We start from the raw sequence: 23042 nt of genomic DNA on the forward strand, positions 1-23042 counted from the left end.
ACCAATGACCAATGACCAATGACCAATGACCAATGACCAATGACCAATGACCAATGACAACTGACCAATGACAACTGACAACTGACCAATGACCAATGACCAATGACAACTGACCAATGACTAAAGAACTATTAAAACAAGTAAGAGTAATTGATCCTGTGCAGAAAACTGACACAGTAACAGATGTATTAATTATTGATGGTTATATTCAAGAGATAGCCCCACAAATTACAGATTTTAGTGCTGATACTTCTATTCGTGATTGTCAAGGCTTAATTCTTGGGGCTGGATTAGTTGATTTATATAGTCATTCAGGCGAACCGGGATTTGAAGAACGAGAAACTTTAAGTTCTTTATTACAAGCTGCCGCTGCTGGTGGTTTTACTAGAGTGGGTGTTTTACCAGATACATCACCATCTATTGATAAACCCGCTTTAGTGGCACATTTACAGCAACAGAGAGATAGGGAAAAACCTTGTCCTCATTTGCACATCTGGGGAGCAATTACCTTAGATTTAGCAGGTAAACAATTAACAGAGGTAGCAGATTTAGCCGCAGCAGGGGTTGTGGGTTTTACTGATGCTAAACCTTGGGACAATTTGGGGATAGTTAGACGGGTTTTGGAGTATCTGCAACCCTTTGGCAAACCGGTGGCTTTTTGTCCATGCGATCGCCATTTAGCGGCTAATGGTAGGATGCGAGAAGGTGCGGAAGCCTTGCGAATAGGTTTACCCCCGATTCCAGCCAGTGCGGAAACAACGGCTATTGCCGCATTATTAGAATTAGTTGCGGATATTGGTACACCAGTCCACATTATGCGTGTTTCCACTGCTCGCAGTGTCGAATTAATTGCTCAAGCTAAAGCTCAAGGTGTGCCTGTTACCGCTAGTACCACATGGATGCACGTTTTACTAGATACAACAGCTATTAGAAGTTATCACACATCCTTGCATTTAGATCCGCCCTTGGGAAATCATCAAGATATGCTATGCTTGCGGGAAGCGGTAAGAACAGGGGTAATAGATGCGATCGCTATTGATCACGCACCTTATACTTATGAGGAAAAGGTTCAAGCCTTTGCCGAATCACCGCCGGGGGCAATTGGTTTAGAATTAGCATTACCCCTACTTTGGCAAAATCTCGTAGCGACTGGGGAATTTACAGCTTTGGAATTATGGCGCGTTTTGAGTCATCAACCTGCGGCTTGTTTACAACAAGAAGTTAAAGCTATTCAACCTGGTGAAAAAGCCGAGTTAACTTTATTTAATCCTCTGCAAATTTGGAATGTAAATAAGGCAAATCTTCAGACACTTGCTTATAATACTCCTTGGTTTGGTCAAGAACTTACAGGTCGGGTTGTGCAAGTTTGGTGTAATACTAAATTGTAAGATTTTAAGATTATTTGAACGCAGATGAACGCGGATAAACACAGATAAATATGAATGATGATTATTCTGTGCAGCTTTACATAAAGTTGGTATAATCTTATTTAGTATATCAGAACTATATTAATATTCCATGTCTGATCTAATTTTGTTTTGGCATCGTCGAGATTTACGCATTTCTGATCATACGGGACTAGCTGCGGCTAGAGCAAGAAGTGCGAAGATTGTGGGTGTATTTTGTCTAGATCCCCAAATTCTCGAAGGTGATGATATTGCCCCCGTTAGGGTAAAATATATGATTGGCTGTTTGCAATCTCTTCAGGAAAGATATCAGCAAGCGGGTAGTCAATTATTAATTTTACAAAATGATCCTGTTATTGCAATTCCCAAATTAGCAGCAGCATTAACAGCTAAAGCTGTATTTTGGAATTGGGATGTTGAACCTTATTCCCAAATAAGAGATTTAGCAGTAAGTGAGGCTTTGAAAGTTGAAGGAATTGAATTTCTTAACTATAATTGGGATCAATTATTGCACTCTCCAACGGAAATTTTTAGCGGTACAAAAACTCCCTATACTGTTTATACTCCTTTCTGGAAAAATTGGATTACTAAATCTAAAGCTAAACCTGTTAAAACTTTAGCAGATCTAGAGAATTTAACAGCTAAAGAAGAAGAAATTGCTCAACAAGAGGGAACAATTAATTTACCTGCTGCTGAAGATTTAGGTTTTATTTGGGATGCAGAATTAATAATTTCTCCCGGAGAATTAGCAGCACAAGAAAAATTAGATAATTTTGCAAAATCTGCTATTAATGGATATCAAGAACAGCGGAATTTTCCCGCAATTCATGGTACATCTCAATTAAGTGCAGCTTTGAAGTTTGGTGTTATTGGTATTAGAACTATTTGGCAAACTACTATAGAAGCCTTAGCAAATAGTAATAGTGAAGAAGTAAATGCCAGTATCCAAACATGGCAAAAAGAATTAGCATGGCGGGAATTTTTTCAACACGCTATGTACCATTTTCCAGCCTTAGCTAACGGTGCATATAGGGATACTTTTAAAACCTTCCCTTGGCAAAATAATGAAACATATTTTCAGGCTTGGTGTGAGGGCAAAACAGGTTATCCTATAGTTGACGCGGCTATGCGGCAATTAAATGAAACAGGCTGGATGCACAATAGATGTAGAATGATTGTTGCCAGTTTTTTGACTAAAGATTTAATTATTAATCCCCAATGGGGAGAAAAATATTTTATGCAGAAACTCATTGATGGTGATTTATCTGCTAATAATGGAGGTTGGCAATGGAGTGCTTCTAGTGGTATGGACCCCCAACCATTACGCATTTTTAATCCAGCTAGTCAAACCCAAAAATTTGATGCAGAAGCAGAGTATATTCGGCAATGGATACCAGAATTGCGTTATGTAGATCCAGAATATTTGGTAACTGGGAAAATTCCCCCGTTAGATTATTATGGAACAAATTATCCGCAACCAATTGTTGATCATAAACAACAGCAAGCTTTATTTAAGCAGTTATATCAGCAACAAAAAGCTATTAGTTAATTAACAAGTAAGTAGGTTGGCGTTGAAAATTGTCGTTATAGCAAGGCAAGAGGCAAGAGGCAAGAGGCAAGAGTAAAGAGTAAAGAGTAAAGAAGTTTTCAGCGATTTTACGTTTCTTTACACAGTTTGGTTTTATTGTGTTCACCTACTTAGTCTGTCAAAGACATTTTAACGGTTAATGGTTCTATTCCTCCCCTGCTCACCCTGCTTGCCTTCATTCGTCATTTTTGGATTGATAGACTACTAGGAGGAGTTGGATTAATAATTATTCCCTATTCAATTTTGAAGTTAACGGGTAAACGAGTATAAATCCCTTGAGGATCATTCATTGTTTGTAAAGTTTTTATTTCCTGTTGTAATTTTCCCAATTCATTTATGAGTGGGTTGGAATTTTTAGTTTGGGTTTTTTCTATTCCTAGTTTGGCTTTTGTTTCATCTAATTTTTTACCAAATAAGCGTTCTGGAAATGTACTAACTCTGGGATATTCTTGTATTTCCCAATCAGTTCCTAATTTTGCTTGTTTAGCTGCATATTCAATGGCTACATTTAAACCACCAATTTCATCAACTAGACCGATTTGTTTGGCTGCTGTTCCTGACCAAACTCTTCCTTGGGCGATTTCTGCTACTTTTGCAGTTGGGATTTTCCGTCCTTGGGAAACTTTCTCCAAGAATAGGTTATAAATGCGGTTAACACTGCGTTGATAAACTGCTAATTCTTGAGGTGATTTAGGACGGGAAATGGTTTGTTGATCTGCATATTGAGCCGTTTTAACTGTATCCCAAGTTATGCCATTATTATTGCCCAATTTTTGACCATTAAATAATACGCCAAAAACACCAATAGAACCTGTAATTGTGTTAGCTTGGGCAAAAATGCGGTTGGAATCACTAGCAATCCAATAACCACCGGAAGCAGCCACATCTCCCATGGAAACGATGACGGGTTTAATTTGACGAGTTAATTTGATTTCTCGCTGCATGATTTCGGCTGCGGTAGCACTACCACCAGGGCTATTAATTCTTAAAACTACTGCTTTTATTTGATTATTTTGCCTAATTTTTGAGAATACTTTTGCAAAGTTATCACCGCCAATTTGTCCTTCGTCACCGCTACCGTTGACTATTTCTCCTTCTGCATAAACAATGGCAATTTTATGATCTGAATCTAAGGATTTTCCAGGAACTTCTGCATAATTACTCAAGCTGATTTTTGTGAATGTTTTATCTTTTTCACTGTTACCAGTTAATTTTTTTAAGCCAGTGAATACTTGATCTTCATAAGCAATTGTATCTACTAAACCATTAGATTTAGCTGCTGTGGCTTCTAAAATTGGTTGACTATTAGCGATCGCTTGCAATTTTTGGGGTAGAATGTTTCTACTTGTACCCACAGATTTCCGCCACTCTCCCCACACATCATCTAACAATTTCTGCGTTTGTTCCCGGTTCTCTGGGCTGAGTTTATTGAGGATTAACGGTTCTACTGCACCCTTAAATTTACCCACCCGCACAATTTGCACCCCAACACCATATTTTTCAAATGCCCCCGCTAAGAACATTGGTTGTGAACTTAAACCGTTGATTTCCATTGCTCCCATAGGATTAACTATAACTTGATTGGCTGCAGAACTTAAATAATATTCTTTTTCACTCCAATCTGTACTATAAGCAATTATTTTTTTGCCAGTTTTGCGGAATTTTTCTAATGCTTGACGGATTTCTTTCAAGGAAGCATAACCAACTGCACTATTAGCATTAGTTCCATCTATATAAATACCCACAATATTTTGATCACGTCCGGCTTTATCTAAGGTTTCCACAACTTTCCGCAATGTGATGTTATTTTCTTCAACACCGCTAAAAGTTTTTTGCAATAATTGACTGGAATTAGGTTCACTATCGGTGATCTTCATAGACAAGTCGAAAACTAAAACTGACTTATCTTTCACTGTTGGGGTTGAACTTTGAGAACTAGCAACCGCAATTAATATTAATAAGAATCCCACTGTACTGACTCCAGAGAAAATTGTCAGTCCTAGTAAACTGCCAATTAAACTTGCTAAGGTTTGTTTAAGAAAATTATTCATTGGTTATTTATAAGTCAGTTGTTCGTTGTTAGTAGGGGCGAAGCATTTGGAAGATAAATTATCGCTCATTGCCAAAAATAGTTCTCTAAATGCTTCGCCCGTAAAGTTGTTCGTTGTTAGTAGGGGCGAAGCATTTGGAAGATAAATTATCGCTCATTGCCAAAAATAGTTCTCCAAATGCTTCGCCCGTACAGTTGTCAGTTGTTAGTTGTCAATTATTAACTGTAAATTTTGAGATTGCTTTAATTTATACAGATTGGTGTTAGCAGTGCAAAATAAGACAGTGGTGATTTCGGCAATTAATACCTCTGTCAATTCTACTACAGCCGCTTCCGATACTGCTGCTGCTTTGAGAAAGGGCATTGCTAAACCAGCAATATCAGCCCCTAAAGCGATCGCTTTAGCCACATCTAAACCATTGCGTAAGCCCCCAGATGCAATTAAGGGAACATTGGGATCATGCTCCCGAATACTGGCAATACAATCGGCTGTGGGTATCCCCCAGTCCCCAAATGTTTGCCCCAAACGCCGCTGTAAGACAGTTTCTGCCCGTTCACTTTCAACCATTGCCCAAGACGTACCACCAGCACCAGCCACATCAATAGCTTGCACTCCCACAGCTATCAATTTTTCTGCCATAGTTGCAGAAATTCCATTACCTACTTCTTTGGCAATTACGGGAACTGGTAAGTTGTTGCACAAGTTAGATATTTTGTCAAGTAATCCATGAAAGTTAGTATCACCCCTGGGTTGAATGAATTCCTGCAAAGGGTTAATATGTAAAATCAAAGCATCGGCTTCCACCAGATCAATAATTCGCAAACATTCATCAATACCATAATCATAATTAAGCTGTACCGCGCCTAAATTAGCAAAGAGGAGAATATCCGGCGCATATTTACGAACAGCAAAGGTATTTGCAACTTGGGGTTTTTCCACTGCCACTCTTACAGATCCTACACCCATTGCTAATTTGTATTCTTGGGCAACTTCGGCCAGACGACGGTTAATAATTCCCGCTGGTTCTGTACCTCCCGTCATGGAGGAAATTAACAAAGGTGCATGGAGATGTTTTCCCAAAAATGTCGTACTCACATCAATATCTTTACCATCAATTTCTGGTAAACAAGTATGGGTAAAGCGATATTTTTCTAACCCAGTGGTAATTACTGGAGATTGGACATTATCTTCTAAACAGATGCGGATATGATCTGCTTTGCGATTTTGGGTTTGGGCTGAGGTGTTAATAGGAGGGTTCACGGCTTAATATGGAGTTATGTGAATATTTATATTTTGCATTAAGCCCTGCCGCTTCAAACACGGGGAGTAAAAGTTTGTGTATATACTCAAGCGTTGATATTCTCCTTTTGCCTTCTTTCTGCTTCTGACTCCTGACTCCTGACTCCTGACTCCTGACTCTTCAAATATTTTTCATATCCAAGCTGATCTAGTGTAGCTTGCTTTTCCATGACCATATTACAAAGACTTTGGCGATAAACTTGCACTTTTTCGAGTAATTCTGGTTGGTGAGTAGCAAGAATTTGTACAGCTAAAAGTCCAGCATTTTTAGAATTCCCAATAGCGACAGTGGCAACAGGTATTCCTGCTGGCATTTGCACTATAGAATATAAAGAATCCACACCTTGTAAATTTCGAGTAGCGACGGGAACACCAATAACAGGTAAAGGAGTTAAAGATGCTACCATACCAGGAAGATGTGCCGCACCACCTGCACCAGCAATAATTACCTTGATACCGCGTTGATGTGCAGTTTTAGCATATTCAAACATTCGTTCTGGGGTACGATGGGCAGAGACAATGGCAACTTCAACTACAATACCAAATTCTTCGCAAATAGCGATCGCATCCTTCATTGTAGGCAAATCGGAATCACTACCCATGATAATACCAACTTCGAGACTCATATAATTTAGGGATTGGGGATTGGGGACTGGGGAAGTAGAGGAAGTGGGGGAAGTAGGGGAAGTAGGGGAAGTAGGGGAAGTAGGGGAAGTAGGGGAATATTTCTTCCCAATGACAACTGACAACTGACAACTGACAACGAACAACTGACAAAAATACCATGCTGGCAAATGTAGATATTATCAACGCAAAAGTCCCCGGTTATCAAGATTTACAAAGAATCTTAGTTAACCAAGCAGGCATAATTGAGCAAATTATGTCTATGAATACAGCATGGGAAAAAGTTGTACGACAAGACTTACAAGTTTTAGATGTGGCTGGAGACTGGATTTCTTTAGGTGGTGTGGATTTACAAATTAATGGTGGACTGGGTTTGGCCTTTCCAGAATTAACAGTAGAAAATTCCTCTATGCTGCCAAAAATCTCTTCATTTCTTTGGGAAGCAGGAGTTGACGGTTATTTACCAACCTTAGTGACCACCTCTATCGAAAATATTCAGCGATCGCTTGCCATTCTCGCCAATTATACCCCCAATTCTCCAACCTCCGCAGAAATTCTCGGAGTCCACCTCGAAGGACCATTTTTAAACTACTACAAACGCGGCGCACATCCAGCCGAGTATCTTCTGCGTCTCACCATAGATCAAATTAAACGTGTATTAGGAGATTATGCCCATATCGTCAAACTCATCACCCTCGCACCAGAATTAGACACCACCGGGAAAGTCATCCCATATTTGCGTTCTTTGGGAATCACCGTCAGCTTAGGACATTCTCAAGCCACCGCAGCGGAAGCCCAACAAGCCTTTACTCAAGGTGCTACAATGATAACTCATGCCTTCAACGCCATGCCACCCCTACACCACCGCGAACCAGGGCTATTAGGCGCAGCAATGAACAATCCTGATGTGTTTTGTGCTTTTATTGCCGATGGTCAGCACGTTGCCCCGATGATCTTAAAAATTCTTCTGCGTGCCAGTGAAAGGTTATTCATTGTCAGTGATGCCCTTGCACCATTAGGATTACCCGACGGCATCTATCCTTGGGATACCCGACAAATAGAAATTATCAACGGTACAGCCAGATTACAAGATGGGACATTAACGGGAACAACCCTACCATTATTAGTGGGAGTGCAAAATCTGGTCAAATGGGGAATTTGTGACGTAGAAACCGCCATTAGCCTCGCTACGGACGCACCTAGACAAGCTATTAATTTACCAACATTTGCCGCTAATCAGTCCGCTCATTTATTACGCTGGAACTGGGATCAAATTGGCAAAGAACTGTCTTGGAAACGGTTAACAGCCTGATATTCGGGCGTGAACATACCAGAATTTATAGGATTTGAGGATTTTCAGGACGCAACAATTATAAGGAGAATGCCGAAAACCCTTGAAGGTGCGTCCGATTCAGTGTCAAAGATTTCTAGTGATAACCGCTCATTTTCTCCCCGTCTGGAGTGCCTTTGTGTGAGGTAATTATTTCTAAACACTCGACAATCGAAGCTCTTTTTCTCATTGCTGTCACCAAAGCTTGATAACTATCCCAATTTTCCTGAATCAGATTTTTAGATTGAAGAAGATGAAACCGTTGTTTTTGCTGATAACCTGCTGCCGAAAACCCGATAACTTGCAGAAATTCATTTAACTTAATTTTATCATCATTGCCACCTTCAGCCGACTTAAAAACCAAAGTTTCCGCCGCAATTCCCGCCATCCAAATAGTACAATAACGGTCTAGCATTTGAGCAGTAATTTGACCTGTTTCTATTTGCGCTGTTAACTCGCTATCTTCTAAAGTTATTCCCCCTTGTCCTGGTTGTCCTTTTTTCCAAGCTTCCCACGCGCTGAGAGTGTAGCTAGTCACCGGAATTCCTAACAGGTAAGCCACGAGAAAATGACCTGCTTCATGATGTAAAATGCGTTCTTTATATTCTGGAGAAAATCGCGCCATTAAATCTAATACTATCGTTCCTCCCTTTCCTTGAAAGCTGAAATTATCTAAAGTTGCAATTCCTAAAAATGTCACAGTAGCTAAAGCTGGTATCGTTGGGGAAAGATGTATTAATGGTCCTAACAGGCTGGAAAAAGTCATGAGAAAGACGAATATAGCAACGAGATTTATGGCAGTTTGGCTCATGGGAAGTTTTTTAAAGAGGTTGTTTAAATATCATAGAACATAGATCCCCGACTTCTTAAAGAAGTCGGGGATCTGAACATCTTGAATATTGCTATAATAAATTTGTACCATATTCCGTAAAACCATCTAAAATGGGAAACGCTATAAATATCAAAAATTAAAAAATATTGATCAAAACTGGATTTTCGACTAAATTTAACTATCCTTCAAAAGAAAAATAACCTTTATGCAACCAACATTATTAGACAAAGCCCTCAATCACTTTCAGGCTTGGGCAATAGAGAACCCTCAAAACCCAGTCAGCCGTACCTTTCTGCCTATAATCAGTTTTGTAGAGGGAACAATTGCCAATAATCCACCTTACCTAGACAGGAAAAGGCAAGTGCTGGGGGATGCCTTTTGTTGTGCAGGGGAAGTAGTCTTAGGAGACTTTAAAACCCTAGAAACCGCCTTAACCTCACCCCAAGCCCGTGACTGGAGACTAGGAACTTCCATGCTTAGTTCTAGTCATGGTCCGGGAGTTGATCAAGGAGGTCGCAATGTTCTTTTAATTACTCTCTCAGACGCAGCCCCCGGAGGGGAAAATCATCATGCTTTCCGTAAGTGTGTTGATAATTACTTCTTTAATGAAGGCATGGTAATGCGTCAAAATGATCAAGTAGCACAACGGTTGTTCAATAAGTTAGCGGCTGATTATGTAGATAGAATTACCAATAATACTTTAGAAGAATTTTTCAATAATGATCAACGGGATTGGATGGGCTTTTTAGTCCGGTATCTTCACTATGTTATTTTTGGCATTAATCCTGATGATCAAGCAACAATAAGAATTATTACAACCTTCCACTATACAAAAAGGGGAACATTATATTATTTTGCTGGCAGCAGTAGTTTAGAAAAGTTAAATATATGGGGATTTCGTCAAGTTCCTGAATTGGTAGAGCAAGTAGCGACGATTTACGAAAATTCTCCAGCCTTAGCTAATTTTCAAGAGAACGATCCTAAATATCATAAAATGACGCGGCGAGAACTTGCAAAACTGATGGTGTCTTTAATGAGTATTGCCGGTTTGCAAGGGCCGCTACACTTGGGAAAAACAGCATTGGGTTATCAATCCCTTCCTGCTTACCAAGGTCGTCAAACTGATAAAATTGACATTAAGAGTTATTGGGACAGGCTCGATCTTAATGATCGTCCTAGTATTCAACTTTTTCTGTTAGAATGCGCCCGTCTGTTTATGCCTGTAAGTGCCTCTCACCGAGTGGCGACAGAACCATTTAGGGTGACATTGGCGGGTAAAGCGCGAACCTTTCCGAAAGGAACTAAAATTTTAATTCCTATGCTTTTGGGAATGTTAAGTGAAGATTTTTGGGGAAAAACTGCTTATGAATTTAATGCAGACAGAGAAAATCTTTGCCCCTTTTCACATGGGTTTTAATTCCGTTGGTTCTCGTCATGCTGGCCGCATTTGTCCGGGGAAAGACTTAGCATTAGAAATGCTGACCAATGTTATTATTAGCGTGGGTAAAGCCCGTCGCTCTTACTTAAGCCAAATATCCTAGTCCATATCATAAATAAATATTATGCAGCCATTTCTACCTCAAAATGACCCAAACCCCGCACAACGCCAATCTTCTCTAGAGAAAGGCCGCAAAGAGTATCAATTCATGTATGATTTTTTGCCGCCTATGGCGATGCTCAAAAGCGTACCTCCCGCAGAGAATTTTTCTACTAAGTATATTGCTGAACGGACATTAGAGGCAGCAGAACTTCCTCTAAATATGATGGCTGTTAAAACTCATGCTATGTGGGATCCTTTAGATCAATTGCAAGATTATGAGGACTTTTTCCCAGTTTTGCAAAAACCTAATGTGATGAAAACCTATGAAACCGATGATTCCTTCGCGGAACAACGGCTTTGTGGGGTAAATCCGATGGTTTTACGTCAAATTAAGCAAATGCCAGCTAACTTTGCCTTTACCATCGAAGAATTACAGGCTAAGTTTGGCAATTCTATTAATTTAATCGAAAGATTGGCCACAGGAAATCTATATGTCGCTGATTATAGATCCTTGGCGTTCGTTCAAGGTGGCACTTATGCCAAAGGAAAAAAGTACCTACCAGCACCTCTAGCTTTTTTCTGTTGGCGCAGTTCGGGCTTTCAAGATCGAGGCCAATTAGTCCCTGTAGCCATTCAAATCAATCCCAAAGCAGGTAAAGCCAGCCCCTTGCTAACTCCTTTTGATGACCCTTTAACCTGGTTTTATGCTAAGTCCTGTGTGCAAATTGCTGATGGTAATCATCATGAAATGAGCAGCCATTTATGCCGTACTCACCTGGTAATGGAACCCTTTGCTGTTGTCACCCCGCGTCAACTGGCTGAAAATCATCCTCTGAGAATATTACTCAGACCCCATTTCCGGTTTATGTTGGCTAATAATGATTTAGCTCGCAAGCGTCTGGTTAGTAGGGGCGGTTTTGTGGATGAATTATTAGCAGGAACTCTGCAAGAATCATTGCAAATTGTGGTAGATGCCTATAAAAGTTGGAGTCTAGACCAGTTTGCTCTACCTAGGGAACTCAAAAATCGCGGTGTAGATGATGTGAAAAACTTGCCACATTATCCTTATCGGGATGATGGAATTTTGTTATGGAATGCGATTAATAAGTTTGTATTTAACTATTTGCAACTTTATTACAAGAGTCCAGCAGACTTGAAAGCAGACGGAGAACTGCAAGCTTGGGCGCGGGAATTGGTGGCTCAGGATGGTGGTAGGGTTAAGGGTATGAGCGATCGCATTGATACCCTAGAACAATTAGTTGAGATTGTTACTACTATCATATATATTTGTGGTCCGCAGCATTCGGCAGTTAATTTCTCCCAATATGAATACATGGGTTTTATTCCTAATATGCCCCTAGCTGCTTATCAAGAAATTCAACAAAAGGGTGATATTGAAGACCGTCAAGCCCTCATAGATTTTCTACCACCTGCCAAGCCCACAAATACCCAATTATCAACTGTGTACATACTTTCAGACTATCGTTATGACAGACTGGGATATTATGAAGAGGAAGAATTTACAGATCCAAATGCTGACCAAGTTGTGAATAAATTTCAGCAAGAATTGAATGTGGTACAGAGAAAAATTGAATTGAATAATAAGGGACGTTTAGTAAATTACGAATATCTCCAACCCAGACTTATTCTCAACAGTATTAGTATTTAACTAATTGCAGAATAGACAAAACCCCTTTTTTAATAATATTAAAATGGGGTATTTTATTCTTCATCATTCACTACAGCACTTCCCGATGTTATGAGGTACATATCTAGCGGGCAAGATGCCCGCACTACAAGAGTTTCATGATTCAACTTTGTACCTCATAAGAGCGGAAACCGCTGTATAAACAAATGATATGATAGTTTCTCGTTCCCATACTCTGTATGGGAATGAATTACGGAAGGCTCTGCCTTCATTGATACTAAGTCATGGAGGCAGAGCCTCTAAGTAGCATTCCCAGTCGGAGACTGGGAACGAGAAAAAATGTAGGGTGGGTTACGCTTTTGCTAACCCACCCTACGTATATTTGAAGATTTCAACAAGACGATTAATTTAATTGCAACCTAAGAATCCATTTCCGCTAATTCCAACCAGCGTTCTGTGGACAAATCAATATTTTTCTTGAGAGTTTCCACCTCTTCATATAGCTTTTGCACTTGGCTATAATTTCCAGCCACAGTTGTTAATTTCTTTTCTGCTGCTGTTTTTTCTGTTTCTAACTTGGCAATTTTCTGTTCTAATTCCTCAAATTCCCGTCTTTCCCAATTGGATAACCTCCGGGCTTTTTTAGTCTCTGCAACTGGAGATACAACCTTTGATTCTACAATTACAGTTTTTGACGGTTCTTGTTTTTCTGCTTCTTCAGCTTTTTTATAATCTAAATAGATGGAATAATTACCCGGATATTGACGTAAACCTCCACCTTCTTCTAAGGCAAAAATTCTGTCTACTGTCCGATCTAAAAAGTAACGATCATGAGAAACTACAATCACACAACCATTAAAATCTTCTAAATAGTCTTCTAATACTGCTAATGTCTGCACATCTAAATCATTAGTCGGTTCATCTAAAATCAACACATTGGGCGCACTAATGAGAATACGTAATAAAAATAAACGGCGTTTTTCTCCACCAGAAAGTTTATTAATGGGTGCATATTGTTGATTTCCTGGAAACAAAAATCTCTCTAACATTTGGGAAGCAGTGATTTTCGTCCCGTCGGATATTTGAATAAATTCCCCTTCTTCCTTAATGTAATCAATCACTCGTTGATTATCATCTACAGCCGTCAACAATTCTTCTGAATGTTGGTTAAAATAACCAATATGAATTGTAGTCCCAATTTCCACACTACCGGAATCTGGTTTAATTTTGGCAGTCATAATATCCATTAAAGTAGATTTTCCTGCACCATTACCACCAATAATGCCAATCCGATCTTCTGGACTAAATTGATATGTAAAATCTTTAATTAGAGTTCTACCATTGTAGCCTTTACTAACATCTTTGAGTTCAATAACCTTCTTACCAATCCGCCTACCAACGGTAGAAATATCAACCTTACCATTAATTTCTTTAAACTCAGTATCTCGCAAAGCATGAGCGCGTTCAATTCGGGCTTTTTGTTTGGTACTTCTAGCTTTTGGGCCTTTCTTTAACCATTCTAATTCGCGGCGTAAAAGACCTTGATGTTTCCGTTGAGTGCTAACAGCAGATTCTTCAGCTAAGGCCTTTTTTTCTAGATAATAGGAATAATTACCTGTATAATTGTAAATATCACCTCGATCAATTTCGATAATTCTATTAGTAACTTTATCTAAAAAATAACGATCATGAGTAATTAATAAAAGTGCGCCGCGATAGCGATTTAAATAACTTTGTAACCATTCTACAGACAAAGCATCAAGATGGTTTGTTGGTTCATCCATTAACAATAAATCAGGTTCTGATATCAAGGCTGCTGCTAAAGCAATTCGTTTGCGATATCCCCCTGATAATGTGCCAACTTTCACATCAAAATCAACAATTCCTAACTTTGTTAAAATGATTTTGGCGTTAGTTTCTACTTCCCATGCACCAGTTGCATCCATGCGCTCCATCACAGTAGAAAGACGAGACATTAACTGACTATCATCGGGATAATGTGCCAATTTATCAGATAATTCTTCATACTCTTTGACGAGGTTCATTTGTTCACCACTATCAGCGAATACCTGTTCTAAAACAGTGTGATTTTCGTCCATATCGGGCTGTTGAGGCAAGTAAACAATTTTTGCCCCAGAATTAACTAAGATTTGCCCACTATCAATTGATTCTAGTCTAGCAATCATTTTTAATAAAGTTGATTTACCAGAACCATTAGTGCCGATTAAACCAACTTTATCATTAGTATCAAGGCTGAAATTAGCATCTTTTAAAAGTTCTTTAATTCCAAAATCTTTCTTAACTGATTGTAAGGTAACAATGCTCATATTATGCGGTAATTAGTGATTAAGAATGAGGTGGGCATTGCCCACCTCAAAGATGATTGTAAACGAAATTCTAGACAAATAAATCGAGGGGTAAATGTCCATACATCTCGTTAACTCCTCCCTCTTGATAAGACTGGCAAGATACTAACACTCCCCGATGATGCCCAGCATAGGAATCGAGATAACACAAGCCATTTTTGCCATTTAACTTGATGTAAACTGGGCCTTCTGGTTGTGGTAAATCAATTGGTGCTTGATAACCCAAAGCGCGAGAATAGGTTTTCATGGCTAAAATTCCCTCTGCGGCTGTATCAGCACAAATACCTAAGATTTGATAATCGGTAAGACTGGTGAGAAAAATTAATGCCTCACGAGTGGGAACTTTTTCGGACGGTTTAAGAATGGGGGCAATATCCAGACAGTTAAATTTGTTGAGTATTTTCTTGGCTTCTGGGAGTGAGAGTTGCTGATGATTGGGAGTAGACATAATATTGATTTGTCTAGTTTTTACGTCTGGTTCTGGTTTTGGGAGGGAGATTTGCTCAACATTACTGGCATTTTTGCACAAAATCAAGATTGATATGGCATATTCCCTAAGTTTTAGGAGGAATATTTGCTGTTTTGGTAGTCTTCACTGAAAATTAGCACATCTGGTTTATTGATACGGTTATTATACCCTGCTGTTTGCTGCGGGGAATAATTATTTTAGCGACAATATTTTCTAATATAATTCCCAAAAGTGAAGTTTGCCAAATTACAAGTTACCAATTTTTCAAAATTATCTCTTCTGTTCCTAAAGGAAGATAACTGTATCTATTGCTTCAATATTGATCACAAATCAACTCAATTATGTGGTAGTATTAACTGCAAGTAATTATCAATTAATGTGGCTATGCCATTTAAATCTATCCGATTATCCAAAAGGCGTAAACATTCTGTTCGTCCCCTCCAGCGGCTATTTAAATATGGACATCAGTATACTAAACAAATTCGACTGGCCATTGGTGCTTCTATCCTCAATAAAGTTTTTGACTTAGCACCCCCTGTATTAATTGGGATTGCGGTGGATGTGGTAGTCAAGCAACAAGATTCTATCATCGCCCGATTAGGCGTAAAAGATATTTATGGGCAATTTCTGATTTTATCCTTGTTGACGGTGATTACTTGGGTGTTGGAGTCATTGTTTGAATATGTCTATAAGTTACTATGGCGCAATTTGGGACAGAATATTCAGCATAATTTACGACTGGACGCATATAAACATTTACAAGAATTAGAATTAGCTTATTTTGAAGAACGCAGTACCGGTGGTTTAATGTCTATTTTGAGTGATGATGTTAACCAATTAGAGCGGTTTCTGGATGTGGGTGCAAATGACATTATTCAAGTAACTACTACTATTATTATTGTTGGGGCTGCGTTTTTTATTTTAGCTCCTAGTGTAGCTGGGATGGCAATTTTGCCCATGCCATTTATTCTCTTTGGTTCGATAATTTGCCAGAAATTTCTTGCACCTCGTTATGCAGAAGTTCGGGAAAAAGTCGGTTTATTAAATGGGAGATTATCTAATAATTTGAGTGGAATTACCACTATTAAAAGTTTTACAGCAGAAGCTTATGAAGCGGCGCGGGTAGAATCTGAAAGTAATGCTTATCGTCAAAGTAATGCGAAAGCGATCGCTTTATCTGCGGGGTATATTCCGATTATTCGGATGTTCATTTTAATCGCTTTTACCATCTTGCTATTATTTGGCGGTATGGCAGCGGTAGAGGGAAGATTGGCTGTAGGTACTTATAGTTCTTTGGTGTTTTTAGTTCAGCTTTTGCTGTGGCCATTAACCAGATTAGGTGATACTTTTGATTTATATCAAAGGGCAATGGCTTCTACTAATCGAGTGATGGATTTGTTAGATACTCCCATGGCAATTCATACCGGAAATATTGATTTACCTGTAGATATGATTCGGGGGGCTTTGGAATTTCAAAATGTGAGTTTTGCTTATCAAAATAGAAATCCAATTATTCACAATTTATCTTTGGAAATTCCCGCAGGAAATACAATTGCAATTGTGGGTTCGACAGGTTCAGGAAAAAGCACTTTGGTTAAACTCTTACTGCGATTTTATGAGGTGCAAAGTGGTAAAATTACTTTGGATGGAATTGATTTACAACAATTAAATTTGCGAGATCTACGCCGGGCTATTGGTTTGGTTAGTCAGGATGTGTTTTTATTTCATGGTACAGTGGGAGAAAATATTGCCTATGGGACTTTTACCGCTACCGATGAAGATATTATCATGGCGGCGAAAATAGCCGAAGCTCATGATTTTATTATGAGTTTGCCCCAAGGTTATGAGACAATTGTGGGAGAACGGGGGCAAAAGTTATCTGGGGGACAAAGACAACGAATTGCGATCGCTCGCGCAGTATTAAAAGATCCACCAATTTTGATCTTAGATGAAGCTACCTCAGCGGTAGACAATGAAACAGAAGCTGCTATTCAACGTTCTTTAGAACGGATTACGGTCAATCGTACCACAATAGCGATCGCTCACCGTCTTTCCACCATTCGTAATGCTGATTGTATTTATGTCATGGAACATGGCAAATTAGTCGAAGCCGGAACTCATGAACAACTACTAGAGAAAAATGGCATTTACACCAGTTTATGGCGTGTGCAATCTGGGTTAAAATAGCAAAAATAAAATTACAAATTAATCATCATGTTTAGTATTCCTCAACCCGAAACAGCAGAGAACAAATGGCGCGGACAATTAGATAGATTTGTCAAAAACAATCAGTTAGAACTAGCCGCACTTTTTTGGGGATTGTGGTTAGAAAATGGTAATCGTCAGGGAACTATTGGGATTGATTTACAACCAACTCCCCATTTTGTCTATTGTCCCCAAACCGAAATAGAGAAGTTAAATGAGCGAGTTGAAAATCGTCTCCAAGAAATTTTAGGAATTATTGATAATAACCAACCCGAAACAGAAGTAGTGATGATTGGAATTGGGAAAGGGGAGATTAAGTTAATTCAATTTGCACCCAAATCATCACCAGAAACCTGTTTTCAAGAAGTGGGAAAAGATATAGATGAATTATTAGATTTACTAGAACAGCGATTAATTGAGCAAATCAGGGATTAATAAAGCCATTGATTTTGCTATACTAGATACTGAAAAACGGAAGTTTCAATTTAAAAGTGATGAAATTATGATTCACCATCTTTCAATTTCTGCCCAAAATCCCCAACACGCGGCCGAAGTTCTCGCAGAAGTGATGAATGGAAAAGTATTTCCCTTTCGTCCACATCCAGGTAGTTACATGATGCTATCTCTCGATGAACACGGAACTGGAATTGAAGTTTATCCATTAAAAATTGTATTGCAACCTGGTGAAGAAGAACAGGATTGTCAGTTTAAAGAAACTTCTCAACCTAGCAACTTTACAGCCACTCATGCAGCTATTTCTGTTAATTCTACACAGGAACAAATAGAAGCAATTGCTCAGAGAGAAGGCTGGAGAGTTATTCGTTGTAGTCGTGCTTTCTTTGATGTGATGGAGTTTTGGGTAGAAAATAGGATAATGATAGAATTCTTAACCCCAGAAATGTCCAATCAATATTTAACACTTATGCAGCCAGAAAATTTACAAAAAGTATTTGCTGGTTAAATTTATAAAAGACTCGAATTCCGAAGTTAAGTAGAGTTGAAAATCAATTTTGAGAATGTGCTACACCTTTTATCACTACATCATTAGACAAAAGTAGTAATAACTTGGTTTAATTAAGAAAAAGTGGTGTCACCAGAAAGATAATGATTTTGGCTCAAAGCTTAACTATTGATGCAGTTTTAGTAAACAACTGTATCCAGTTCACAACCTGGGGATTTTCCTCCCTCCTACTCGCAGAAATTGTCAGAGATGCTTACCATGCTTTGTGTCATCAGGTAACATGGTTAGCAAAATGGCATAATAAACATCATGCTGTGTACCGTCGAGATTTAACTTTAACTTCCCAAAAAGCCTACGTAGATTCCCAGTTGTATCACGATATCGTCGAATCGGGTATATTAGTAACAATATTAACAATAATTGCCTTACTAGCACATCAATGGGGATTATGGTTAGGAGTTGCTTATGCCGTCACGTTTTTATACGGTGCATCTCTGCGATATTTTCAAGGAACAATAGACACAGACTACAATCATTTACCCGGAGCATTAGACACAATTCCCTCCGTTTTCTGGGTAAATAGAACCTATCATTGGCGACATCATTTTGATGATGTTAACGCTTACTATAGTGGTGTTTTTCCCCTAGTGGATAAAATACTAGGAACAGGACTTTCTCTCAAAGGTAAAACCGTAGCATTAACAGGTGCTTCCGGTGCATTAGGACAAGCATTAGCAGCAGAACTATTAAAGCATAATGCCAAAGTTGTGGCATTAACAACCAATCCTGAAAAAATCGCAATTCAAGAGCGGGTCAAAATTGTAAAATGGGAATTAGGTAATGAAACTCAACTAAAAGAAAGTTTAAATAAAGTTGATATTCTCATTATCAATCATGGCATAAATGTTTATGGAGATCGTACTTCAGCCGCCATTCAAAATTCCTATCAAGTTAACACATTTTCCGCTTTGGAACTGATAGATGTTTTTTCTGCAACTGTCACAGGACCCCAAGACAAAGCCACCAAAGAAATTTGGGTAAATACTTCAGAAGCGGAAGTTTCCCCAGCCTTAAGTCCCTTGTATGAACTGAGCAAAAGAGCATTAGGGGATATTGTCACCCTCAAAAGATTAGATCAAAATTGTGTAATTCGCAAATTAATTTTAGGACCATTCAAAAGTCAACTAAACCCCTATGGTGTGATGTCAGCAAATCAAGTTGCAAAGGGAATTTTATTTTTTGCAAAACGGGATTTCAGAAATATTATTGTCACAGTAAATCCTTTGACTTATATCCTATTTCCCCTCAAAGAATTTAGTACCTGGTTGTACTATCGGATTTTTAGTAAAGGGGTAAAAAGCAAATAATTATCAAGATAACGTTGCTAAATAAAATCTAACATCTAATAGTCTCCTTTCTCTCCACCTCTGCGTCCTCTGTGCCTCTGTGGTTCGTATCAAATAAGATGACTGATGATTTGTGAAAATGCTATTAGCAACGTTATCCATGATATTGGGAAAGAATAAATATGAAACTAAATATTTAGACATTATGGGTATTGATTCCGTACAAGCATCCATGTTAAGCTATGTAATAATAAGTAAAATCTAGTTTATACATTTTGCATCTCACCTTGATTAATCAGGAGTATCAAAAATGCCAGTAGGTTTGCCTGAATTCGTGGAAAACCCAGAAAATCGTTGTCCGGTAATTCTCTTGCTTGATACTTCTGGCTCAATGTCAGGACAACCTATACAGGAGTTAAATAGAGGTTTGGCGGCTTTCAAGGAAGATGTGATGAAAGATGCTCAAGCCTCTTTAAGTGTAGAAGTTGCCATTGTCACTTTTGGACCCGTGAAACTGACGCAAGATTTTGTCACTATAGACCATTTTACACCGCCTAAGCTAGAAACAGATGGTGTGACACCAATGGGTGAAGCCATAGAATACGCTTTGGATTTATTGGAAACCCGCAAACAGTCTTATAAGGATAACGGTGTTCTCTATTATCGTCCTTGGGTATTTTTAATTACCGATGGTGCGCCTACAGATGCTTGGGAAGGTGCAGCGCAAAGGGTGAGAGAAGAAGAAGCACAGCGCCGAATGTTGTTTTTTACTGTTGGTGTTGAGGGTGCAGATATGAACAAACTTAAACAAATTGCACCTCGTCATCCAGTGATGCTGCATGGCTTAGATTTTCGTGATTTATTTATTTGGCTTTCCACTTCCATGAAACGGGTTTCTAGTGGCAAAGTAGGGGAAGCTGTAGCATTACCGCCGGTAGGATGGGGTCAAATTACAACATAATCTGAATAGAAACCAGATCCCCGACTTCTAACATAAGTTAATAATTTATTGACATGATTAAAGAAGAAGTCGGGGATCTTAAATTAGATTTTGAGTAGAAACCAGATCCCCGACTTCTAACATAAGTTAATAATTTATTGACATGATTAAAAAAGAAGTCGGGGATCTTAAATTAGATTTTGAGGATTTATTTATTGTGGGTTGGAAAGCTATAGCGCGTTCTGCTGTGGGAACGAGTCATCAAGAGCAAAAAATACCTTGTCAAGATTGCGGAAATTATCGCATTTTTAATGATGTGATTGTCGGTGCAGTTGCTGATGGTGCTGGGAGTGCTAAATATTCGGAAATTGGTTCTGAATTGGCGGTAGAAACTGTAATTAAATGCTTTGCTGATATTAATGAACTTCCTGATAAACAAGGTTTTTCTCAACCACTTTCGGCAATGGAAGCTAAGGAAGTTTTTACTAAGTTTGTCAAAGAAGTTATTACTGCGTTAAACAAAAAAGCAGATAATAAAGGTTATTCTGTTCATGATTTAGCTTGTACTCTTTTGGTTTTTATAGCGACTCATGAATGGGTTGCAGCTATGCAAATTGGGGATGGGTTTATGGTAGTGCGTTTCCAAGATGCAGAATATCAATTATTGTTTGAACCAGATAAGGGGGAATTTTTCAATGAAACTACTTTTGTGACTTCAGCTAATGCGCTGGAGGAAATGCAAGTACAGGTAATTTCAGGAAAGCAAGAGTTTATTTGTGCTTCTACTGATGGATTAGAAAAAGTGGCAATTCGCTTGAGTGATTGGAAACCTCATGCGCCATTTTTTAAACCTTTGGAGGAATATTTGCGAGAAACAGATAAACCAGGAGGAAATGATGATACTTATATTATGGATTTTCTCGATTCTCCACGGTTAAATTCTCGCACTGATGATGATAAAACTTTGCTTTTGTGTCTTTTTGAACAGGAGGAAATTGGTGTGAATATAGGCTAGAAATAGCTTATCTGTTGGCTTCAACACCCGCCCAGAAATGAATTTCCGGGCTAATAGCTAAAGTAAACTGAAGTTTACTAAAGAATTTGCAGATTATTTAGTCATCTAAAGATGACTTCTGCTATTAGCAAGGAAATTCATTTCCTTGTAGGTTTTATGTTTTACCAGGAATACCATTTGATATTTATTTCAACCCATCTAATTAAAATTATATGACAGTTCTTACCTGTGCCAGTACGGGAAAATCAATTACTCTCTTAAAAGAGATTGCTAATAGTGGTGAAGCCAAAATTTGGCGAACTAATCAAAATGGTTATTTAGCGAAAATTTACCATTCTCCAACACCTGAACGGGTGCAGAAGTTAGCGGTAATGATAGCAAATCCACCCACAGAACCAAATTCCCATCTTAATCATGTTTCTTTTGCTTGGCCTAAGTCGGCGTTGAAAAATGATCAGGGTGATTGTGTGGGCTTTTTGATGCCAGAAATTAAGGATGGAAAAGAACTTCTTGATGTTTATAATCCCCGTCGTCGTCAAACTTTGAAACTAGAGATTGATTGGCGGTTTCTGCACACAACGGCGCTGAATATTGTTTCAATTATTGAAGCACTGCACGCTGCTGGTTATGTTTTGGGAGATATTAAACCACAAAATATTTTAGTTAATAATCGGGCTTTACCTTCAATTATTGATACAGATTCTTTTCAGGTGATAAACCCGAAAAATGGGAAAGTTTATCATTGTTTAGTTGGTTCTGAGGGATATACACCACCGGAACTAATGGGAAAAGATTTTGATATTATTAAGCAAACAGAAATACATGATAGATTCCGGTTAGGAGTAATTATCTATCAATTATTATTTGGTGGTAATAATCCTTTTCAGGGAAAATGGACTGGTGCGGGGGAAACTCCAGACATAAATGAACTTATCTGTCAGGGTTTATGGGTTAATGGGTCAACTAATTTAATTGCAGCAGTAGCAAGAACAATTCCCCTGGAGATTGTTCATCCAGAGGTTCAGCAATGTTTTCTGAAATGCTTTAATGATGGTCATAAAAATCCTAATTTCCGCCCTACGGCTAGGAAGTGGTTGGAGGCGTTAAAAGTAGGGAATGATAGGCTAACTATATGTGGCAGGGTAGATAGTCATTACTATAGCCGAACTTATGGTAAATGCTATTGGTGCGATCGCTCTACAAATCTTGGTATTGATATTTTTCCTGGTGTTGTTAAAGCAAAACCATCTGTTGTTGAGGAATCAACATCACAACCACAAGTTATTAGTAATAAATTCATAGGAAACCTCCTACAAACCCTCACTGGTCATTCTTACTCGGTTATTTCAGTAGCATACAGCCCCGATGGTCAAACCCTGGCTAGTGGGAGTGATGACAAGACTATCAAACTGTGGAATGTAA

The 23042-nt window shown here is 38.6% G+C and carries 19 protein-coding genes and 1 pseudogene; 14 read left to right on the forward strand and 6 right to left on the reverse strand.

Translation table 11 applies throughout. The annotated features are described in order from the left end of the window. Positions 1-116: 116 nt before the first annotated feature. Both FJR09_RS12435 and FJR09_RS12440 read left to right on the forward strand, forming a co-directional pair. The gene (locus FJR09_RS12435) at positions 117-1388 is read left to right on the forward strand and encodes a dihydroorotase (protein WP_168651316.1); all 1272 of its coding nucleotides are present in this window, start codon (positions 117-119) and stop codon (positions 1386-1388) included. 130 nt (positions 1389-1518) lie between these two features. Continuing rightward, complete coding sequence (locus FJR09_RS12440; RefSeq protein WP_168651317.1) at positions 1519-2955, forward strand: FAD-binding domain-containing protein; 1437 nt, start codon at positions 1519-1521, stop codon at positions 2953-2955. Between the two features lie 272 nt (positions 2956-3227). On the opposite strand, the gene sppA is transcribed toward FJR09_RS12440, so the two are convergent. Beyond that, positions 3228-5045 carry a signal peptide peptidase SppA gene (gene sppA / locus FJR09_RS12445; protein WP_168653546.1) on the reverse strand — a complete coding sequence of 606 codons (1818 nt, stop codon included), beginning with the start codon at positions 5043-5045 and terminating at the stop codon, positions 3228-3230. Between the two features lie 113 nt (positions 5046-5158). Here sppA and FJR09_RS12450 point away from each other — a divergent pair, with 113 nt between their 5' ends. Next, the gene (locus FJR09_RS12450; RefSeq protein WP_168654076.1) at positions 5159-5311 is read left to right on the forward strand and encodes a hypothetical protein; all 153 of its coding nucleotides are present in this window, start codon (positions 5159-5161) and stop codon (positions 5309-5311) included. On the opposite strand, the gene fni is transcribed toward FJR09_RS12450, so the two are convergent. Together fni and purE are read right to left on the reverse strand one after the other, a co-directional pair. After that, entirely contained in the window at positions 5250-6305 is a 1056-nt protein-coding gene (gene fni / locus FJR09_RS12455) for a type 2 isopentenyl-diphosphate Delta-isomerase (protein WP_015083580.1), read from the reverse strand. The genes FJR09_RS12450 and fni overlap by 62 nt on opposite strands. 86 nt (positions 6306-6391) lie before the next feature. Beyond that, entirely contained in the window at positions 6392-6970 is a 579-nt protein-coding gene (gene purE / locus FJR09_RS12460) for a 5-(carboxyamino)imidazole ribonucleotide mutase (RefSeq protein WP_168633210.1), read from the reverse strand. A 158-nt stretch (positions 6971-7128) separates the two neighbouring features. Between purE and nagA the strand changes: the two genes are divergently transcribed. Further along, positions 7129-8280, forward strand: coding sequence for an N-acetylglucosamine-6-phosphate deacetylase (gene nagA / locus FJR09_RS12465; protein WP_015083578.1), 1152 nt, complete (start codon positions 7129-7131; stop codon positions 8278-8280). 115 nt (positions 8281-8395) lie between these two features. Here nagA and FJR09_RS12470 read toward each other — a convergent pair whose 3' ends face one another. After that, a complete protein-coding gene (locus tag FJR09_RS12470) occupies positions 8396-9109 on the reverse strand; it encodes an ATP-dependent Zn protease (RefSeq protein WP_148762348.1) in 714 nt (237 codons plus the stop codon). Between the two features lie 226 nt (positions 9110-9335). On the opposite strand from FJR09_RS12470, the gene FJR09_RS12475 reads away from it, so the two are divergent. The 3 genes from FJR09_RS12475 to FJR09_RS12480 are packed head-to-tail and all read left to right on the forward strand — an operon-like array spanning position 9336 to position 12339. Next, positions 9336-10547, forward strand: a complete 1212-nt coding sequence (locus FJR09_RS12475) for a cytochrome P450 (RefSeq protein ID WP_217357009.1) — start codon at positions 9336-9338, stop codon at positions 10545-10547. After that, positions 10537-10671, forward strand: coding sequence for a hypothetical protein (locus tag FJR09_RS25865; RefSeq protein WP_256370252.1), 135 nt, complete (start codon positions 10537-10539; stop codon positions 10669-10671). Before FJR09_RS12475 ends, FJR09_RS25865 begins: the two co-directional genes overlap by 11 nt. A 21-nt stretch (positions 10672-10692) precedes the next feature. Further along, a complete protein-coding gene (locus FJR09_RS12480) occupies positions 10693-12339 on the forward strand; it encodes a lipoxygenase family protein (RefSeq protein WP_168651323.1) in 1647 nt (548 codons plus the stop codon). Between the two features lie 398 nt (positions 12340-12737). On the opposite strand, the gene FJR09_RS12485 is transcribed toward FJR09_RS12480, so the two are convergent. Continuing rightward, positions 12738-14645: an ABC-F family ATP-binding cassette domain-containing protein gene (locus tag FJR09_RS12485; protein WP_168633207.1), complete on the reverse strand. Its 1908-nt coding sequence runs from the start codon at positions 14643-14645 to the stop codon at positions 12738-12740. A 70-nt stretch (positions 14646-14715) separates the two neighbouring features. Then, complete coding sequence (locus FJR09_RS12490; protein ID WP_168651326.1) at positions 14716-15132, reverse strand: DUF1824 family protein; 417 nt, start codon at positions 15130-15132, stop codon at positions 14716-14718. Positions 15133-15537: 405 nt separating this feature from the next. On the opposite strand from FJR09_RS12490, the gene FJR09_RS12495 reads away from it, so the two are divergent. From FJR09_RS12495 to FJR09_RS12525, 7 genes and pseudogenes are all read left to right on the forward strand, one after another. After that, complete coding sequence (locus tag FJR09_RS12495) at positions 15538-17340, forward strand: ABC transporter ATP-binding protein (protein WP_174782885.1); 1803 nt, start codon at positions 15538-15540, stop codon at positions 17338-17340. Positions 17341-17367: 27 nt separating this feature from the next. After that, the gene (locus tag FJR09_RS12500) at positions 17368-17793 is read left to right on the forward strand and encodes a hypothetical protein (protein ID WP_015083570.1); all 426 of its coding nucleotides are present in this window, start codon (positions 17368-17370) and stop codon (positions 17791-17793) included. A 67-nt stretch (positions 17794-17860) separates the two neighbouring features. Further along, positions 17861-18319, forward strand: a complete 459-nt coding sequence (locus tag FJR09_RS12505; RefSeq protein WP_015083569.1) for a hypothetical protein — start codon at positions 17861-17863, stop codon at positions 18317-18319. Positions 18320-18462: 143 nt separating this feature from the next. After that, positions 18463-19686 carry a bifunctional sterol desaturase/short chain dehydrogenase gene (locus FJR09_RS12510; RefSeq protein WP_168652973.1) on the forward strand — a complete coding sequence of 408 codons (1224 nt, stop codon included), beginning with the start codon at positions 18463-18465 and terminating at the stop codon, positions 19684-19686. Between the two features lie 289 nt (positions 19687-19975). Further along, positions 19976-20626, forward strand: a complete 651-nt coding sequence (locus FJR09_RS12515) for a VWA domain-containing protein (RefSeq protein WP_168652974.1) — start codon at positions 19976-19978, stop codon at positions 20624-20626. Positions 20627-20822: 196 nt separating this feature from the next. Then, positions 20823-21620, forward strand: a complete 798-nt coding sequence (locus FJR09_RS12520) for a PP2C family serine/threonine-protein phosphatase (protein WP_168652975.1) — start codon at positions 20823-20825, stop codon at positions 21618-21620. A 212-nt stretch (positions 21621-21832) separates the two neighbouring features. After that, positions 21833-23042: pseudogene (locus FJR09_RS12525) on the forward strand (hypothetical protein); the annotation flags it as partial.

Source organism: Dolichospermum sp. UHCC 0406 (genome assembly GCF_009712025.1).
In the GTDB taxonomy this organism is placed as follows: Bacteria; Cyanobacteriota; Cyanobacteriia; order Cyanobacteriales; family Nostocaceae; genus Dolichospermum; species Dolichospermum lemmermannii.

What these genes read in the sequence shown, in the direction of transcription:
- FJR09_RS12485 (WP_168633207.1), bottom strand. Translation starts at nt 14,645, where the DNA reads ATGAGCATTGTTACCTTACAATCAGTTAAGAAAGATTTTGGAATTAAA.
- purE (WP_168633210.1), bottom strand. Translation starts at nt 6,970, where the DNA reads ATGAGTCTCGAAGTTGGTATTATCATGGGTAGTGATTCCGATTTGCCT.
- FJR09_RS12490 (WP_168651326.1), bottom strand. Translation starts at nt 15,132, where the DNA reads ATGTCTACTCCCAATCATCAGCAACTCTCACTCCCAGAAGCCAAGAAA.
- FJR09_RS12480 (WP_168651323.1), top strand. Translation starts at nt 10,693, where the DNA reads ATGCAGCCATTTCTACCTCAAAATGACCCAAACCCCGCACAACGCCAA.
- nagA (WP_015083578.1), top strand. Translation starts at nt 7,129, where the DNA reads ATGCTGGCAAATGTAGATATTATCAACGCAAAAGTCCCCGGTTATCAA.
- FJR09_RS12435 (WP_168651316.1), top strand. Translation starts at nt 117, where the DNA reads ATGACTAAAGAACTATTAAAACAAGTAAGAGTAATTGATCCTGTGCAG.
- FJR09_RS25865 (WP_256370252.1), top strand. Translation starts at nt 10,537, where the DNA reads ATGGGTTTTAATTCCGTTGGTTCTCGTCATGCTGGCCGCATTTGTCCG.
- FJR09_RS12440 (WP_168651317.1), top strand. Translation starts at nt 1,519, where the DNA reads ATGTCTGATCTAATTTTGTTTTGGCATCGTCGAGATTTACGCATTTCT.
- FJR09_RS12495 (WP_174782885.1), top strand. Translation starts at nt 15,538, where the DNA reads ATGCCATTTAAATCTATCCGATTATCCAAAAGGCGTAAACATTCTGTT.
- FJR09_RS12500 (WP_015083570.1), top strand. Translation starts at nt 17,368, where the DNA reads ATGTTTAGTATTCCTCAACCCGAAACAGCAGAGAACAAATGGCGCGGA.
- FJR09_RS12510 (WP_168652973.1), top strand. Translation starts at nt 18,463, where the DNA reads ATGATTTTGGCTCAAAGCTTAACTATTGATGCAGTTTTAGTAAACAAC.
- FJR09_RS12515 (WP_168652974.1), top strand. Translation starts at nt 19,976, where the DNA reads ATGCCAGTAGGTTTGCCTGAATTCGTGGAAAACCCAGAAAATCGTTGT.
- FJR09_RS12505 (WP_015083569.1), top strand. Translation starts at nt 17,861, where the DNA reads ATGATTCACCATCTTTCAATTTCTGCCCAAAATCCCCAACACGCGGCC.
- FJR09_RS12470 (WP_148762348.1), bottom strand. Translation starts at nt 9,109, where the DNA reads ATGAGCCAAACTGCCATAAATCTCGTTGCTATATTCGTCTTTCTCATG.
- FJR09_RS12475 (WP_217357009.1), top strand. Translation starts at nt 9,336, where the DNA reads ATGCAACCAACATTATTAGACAAAGCCCTCAATCACTTTCAGGCTTGG.
- sppA (WP_168653546.1), bottom strand. Translation starts at nt 5,045, where the DNA reads ATGAATAATTTTCTTAAACAAACCTTAGCAAGTTTAATTGGCAGTTTA.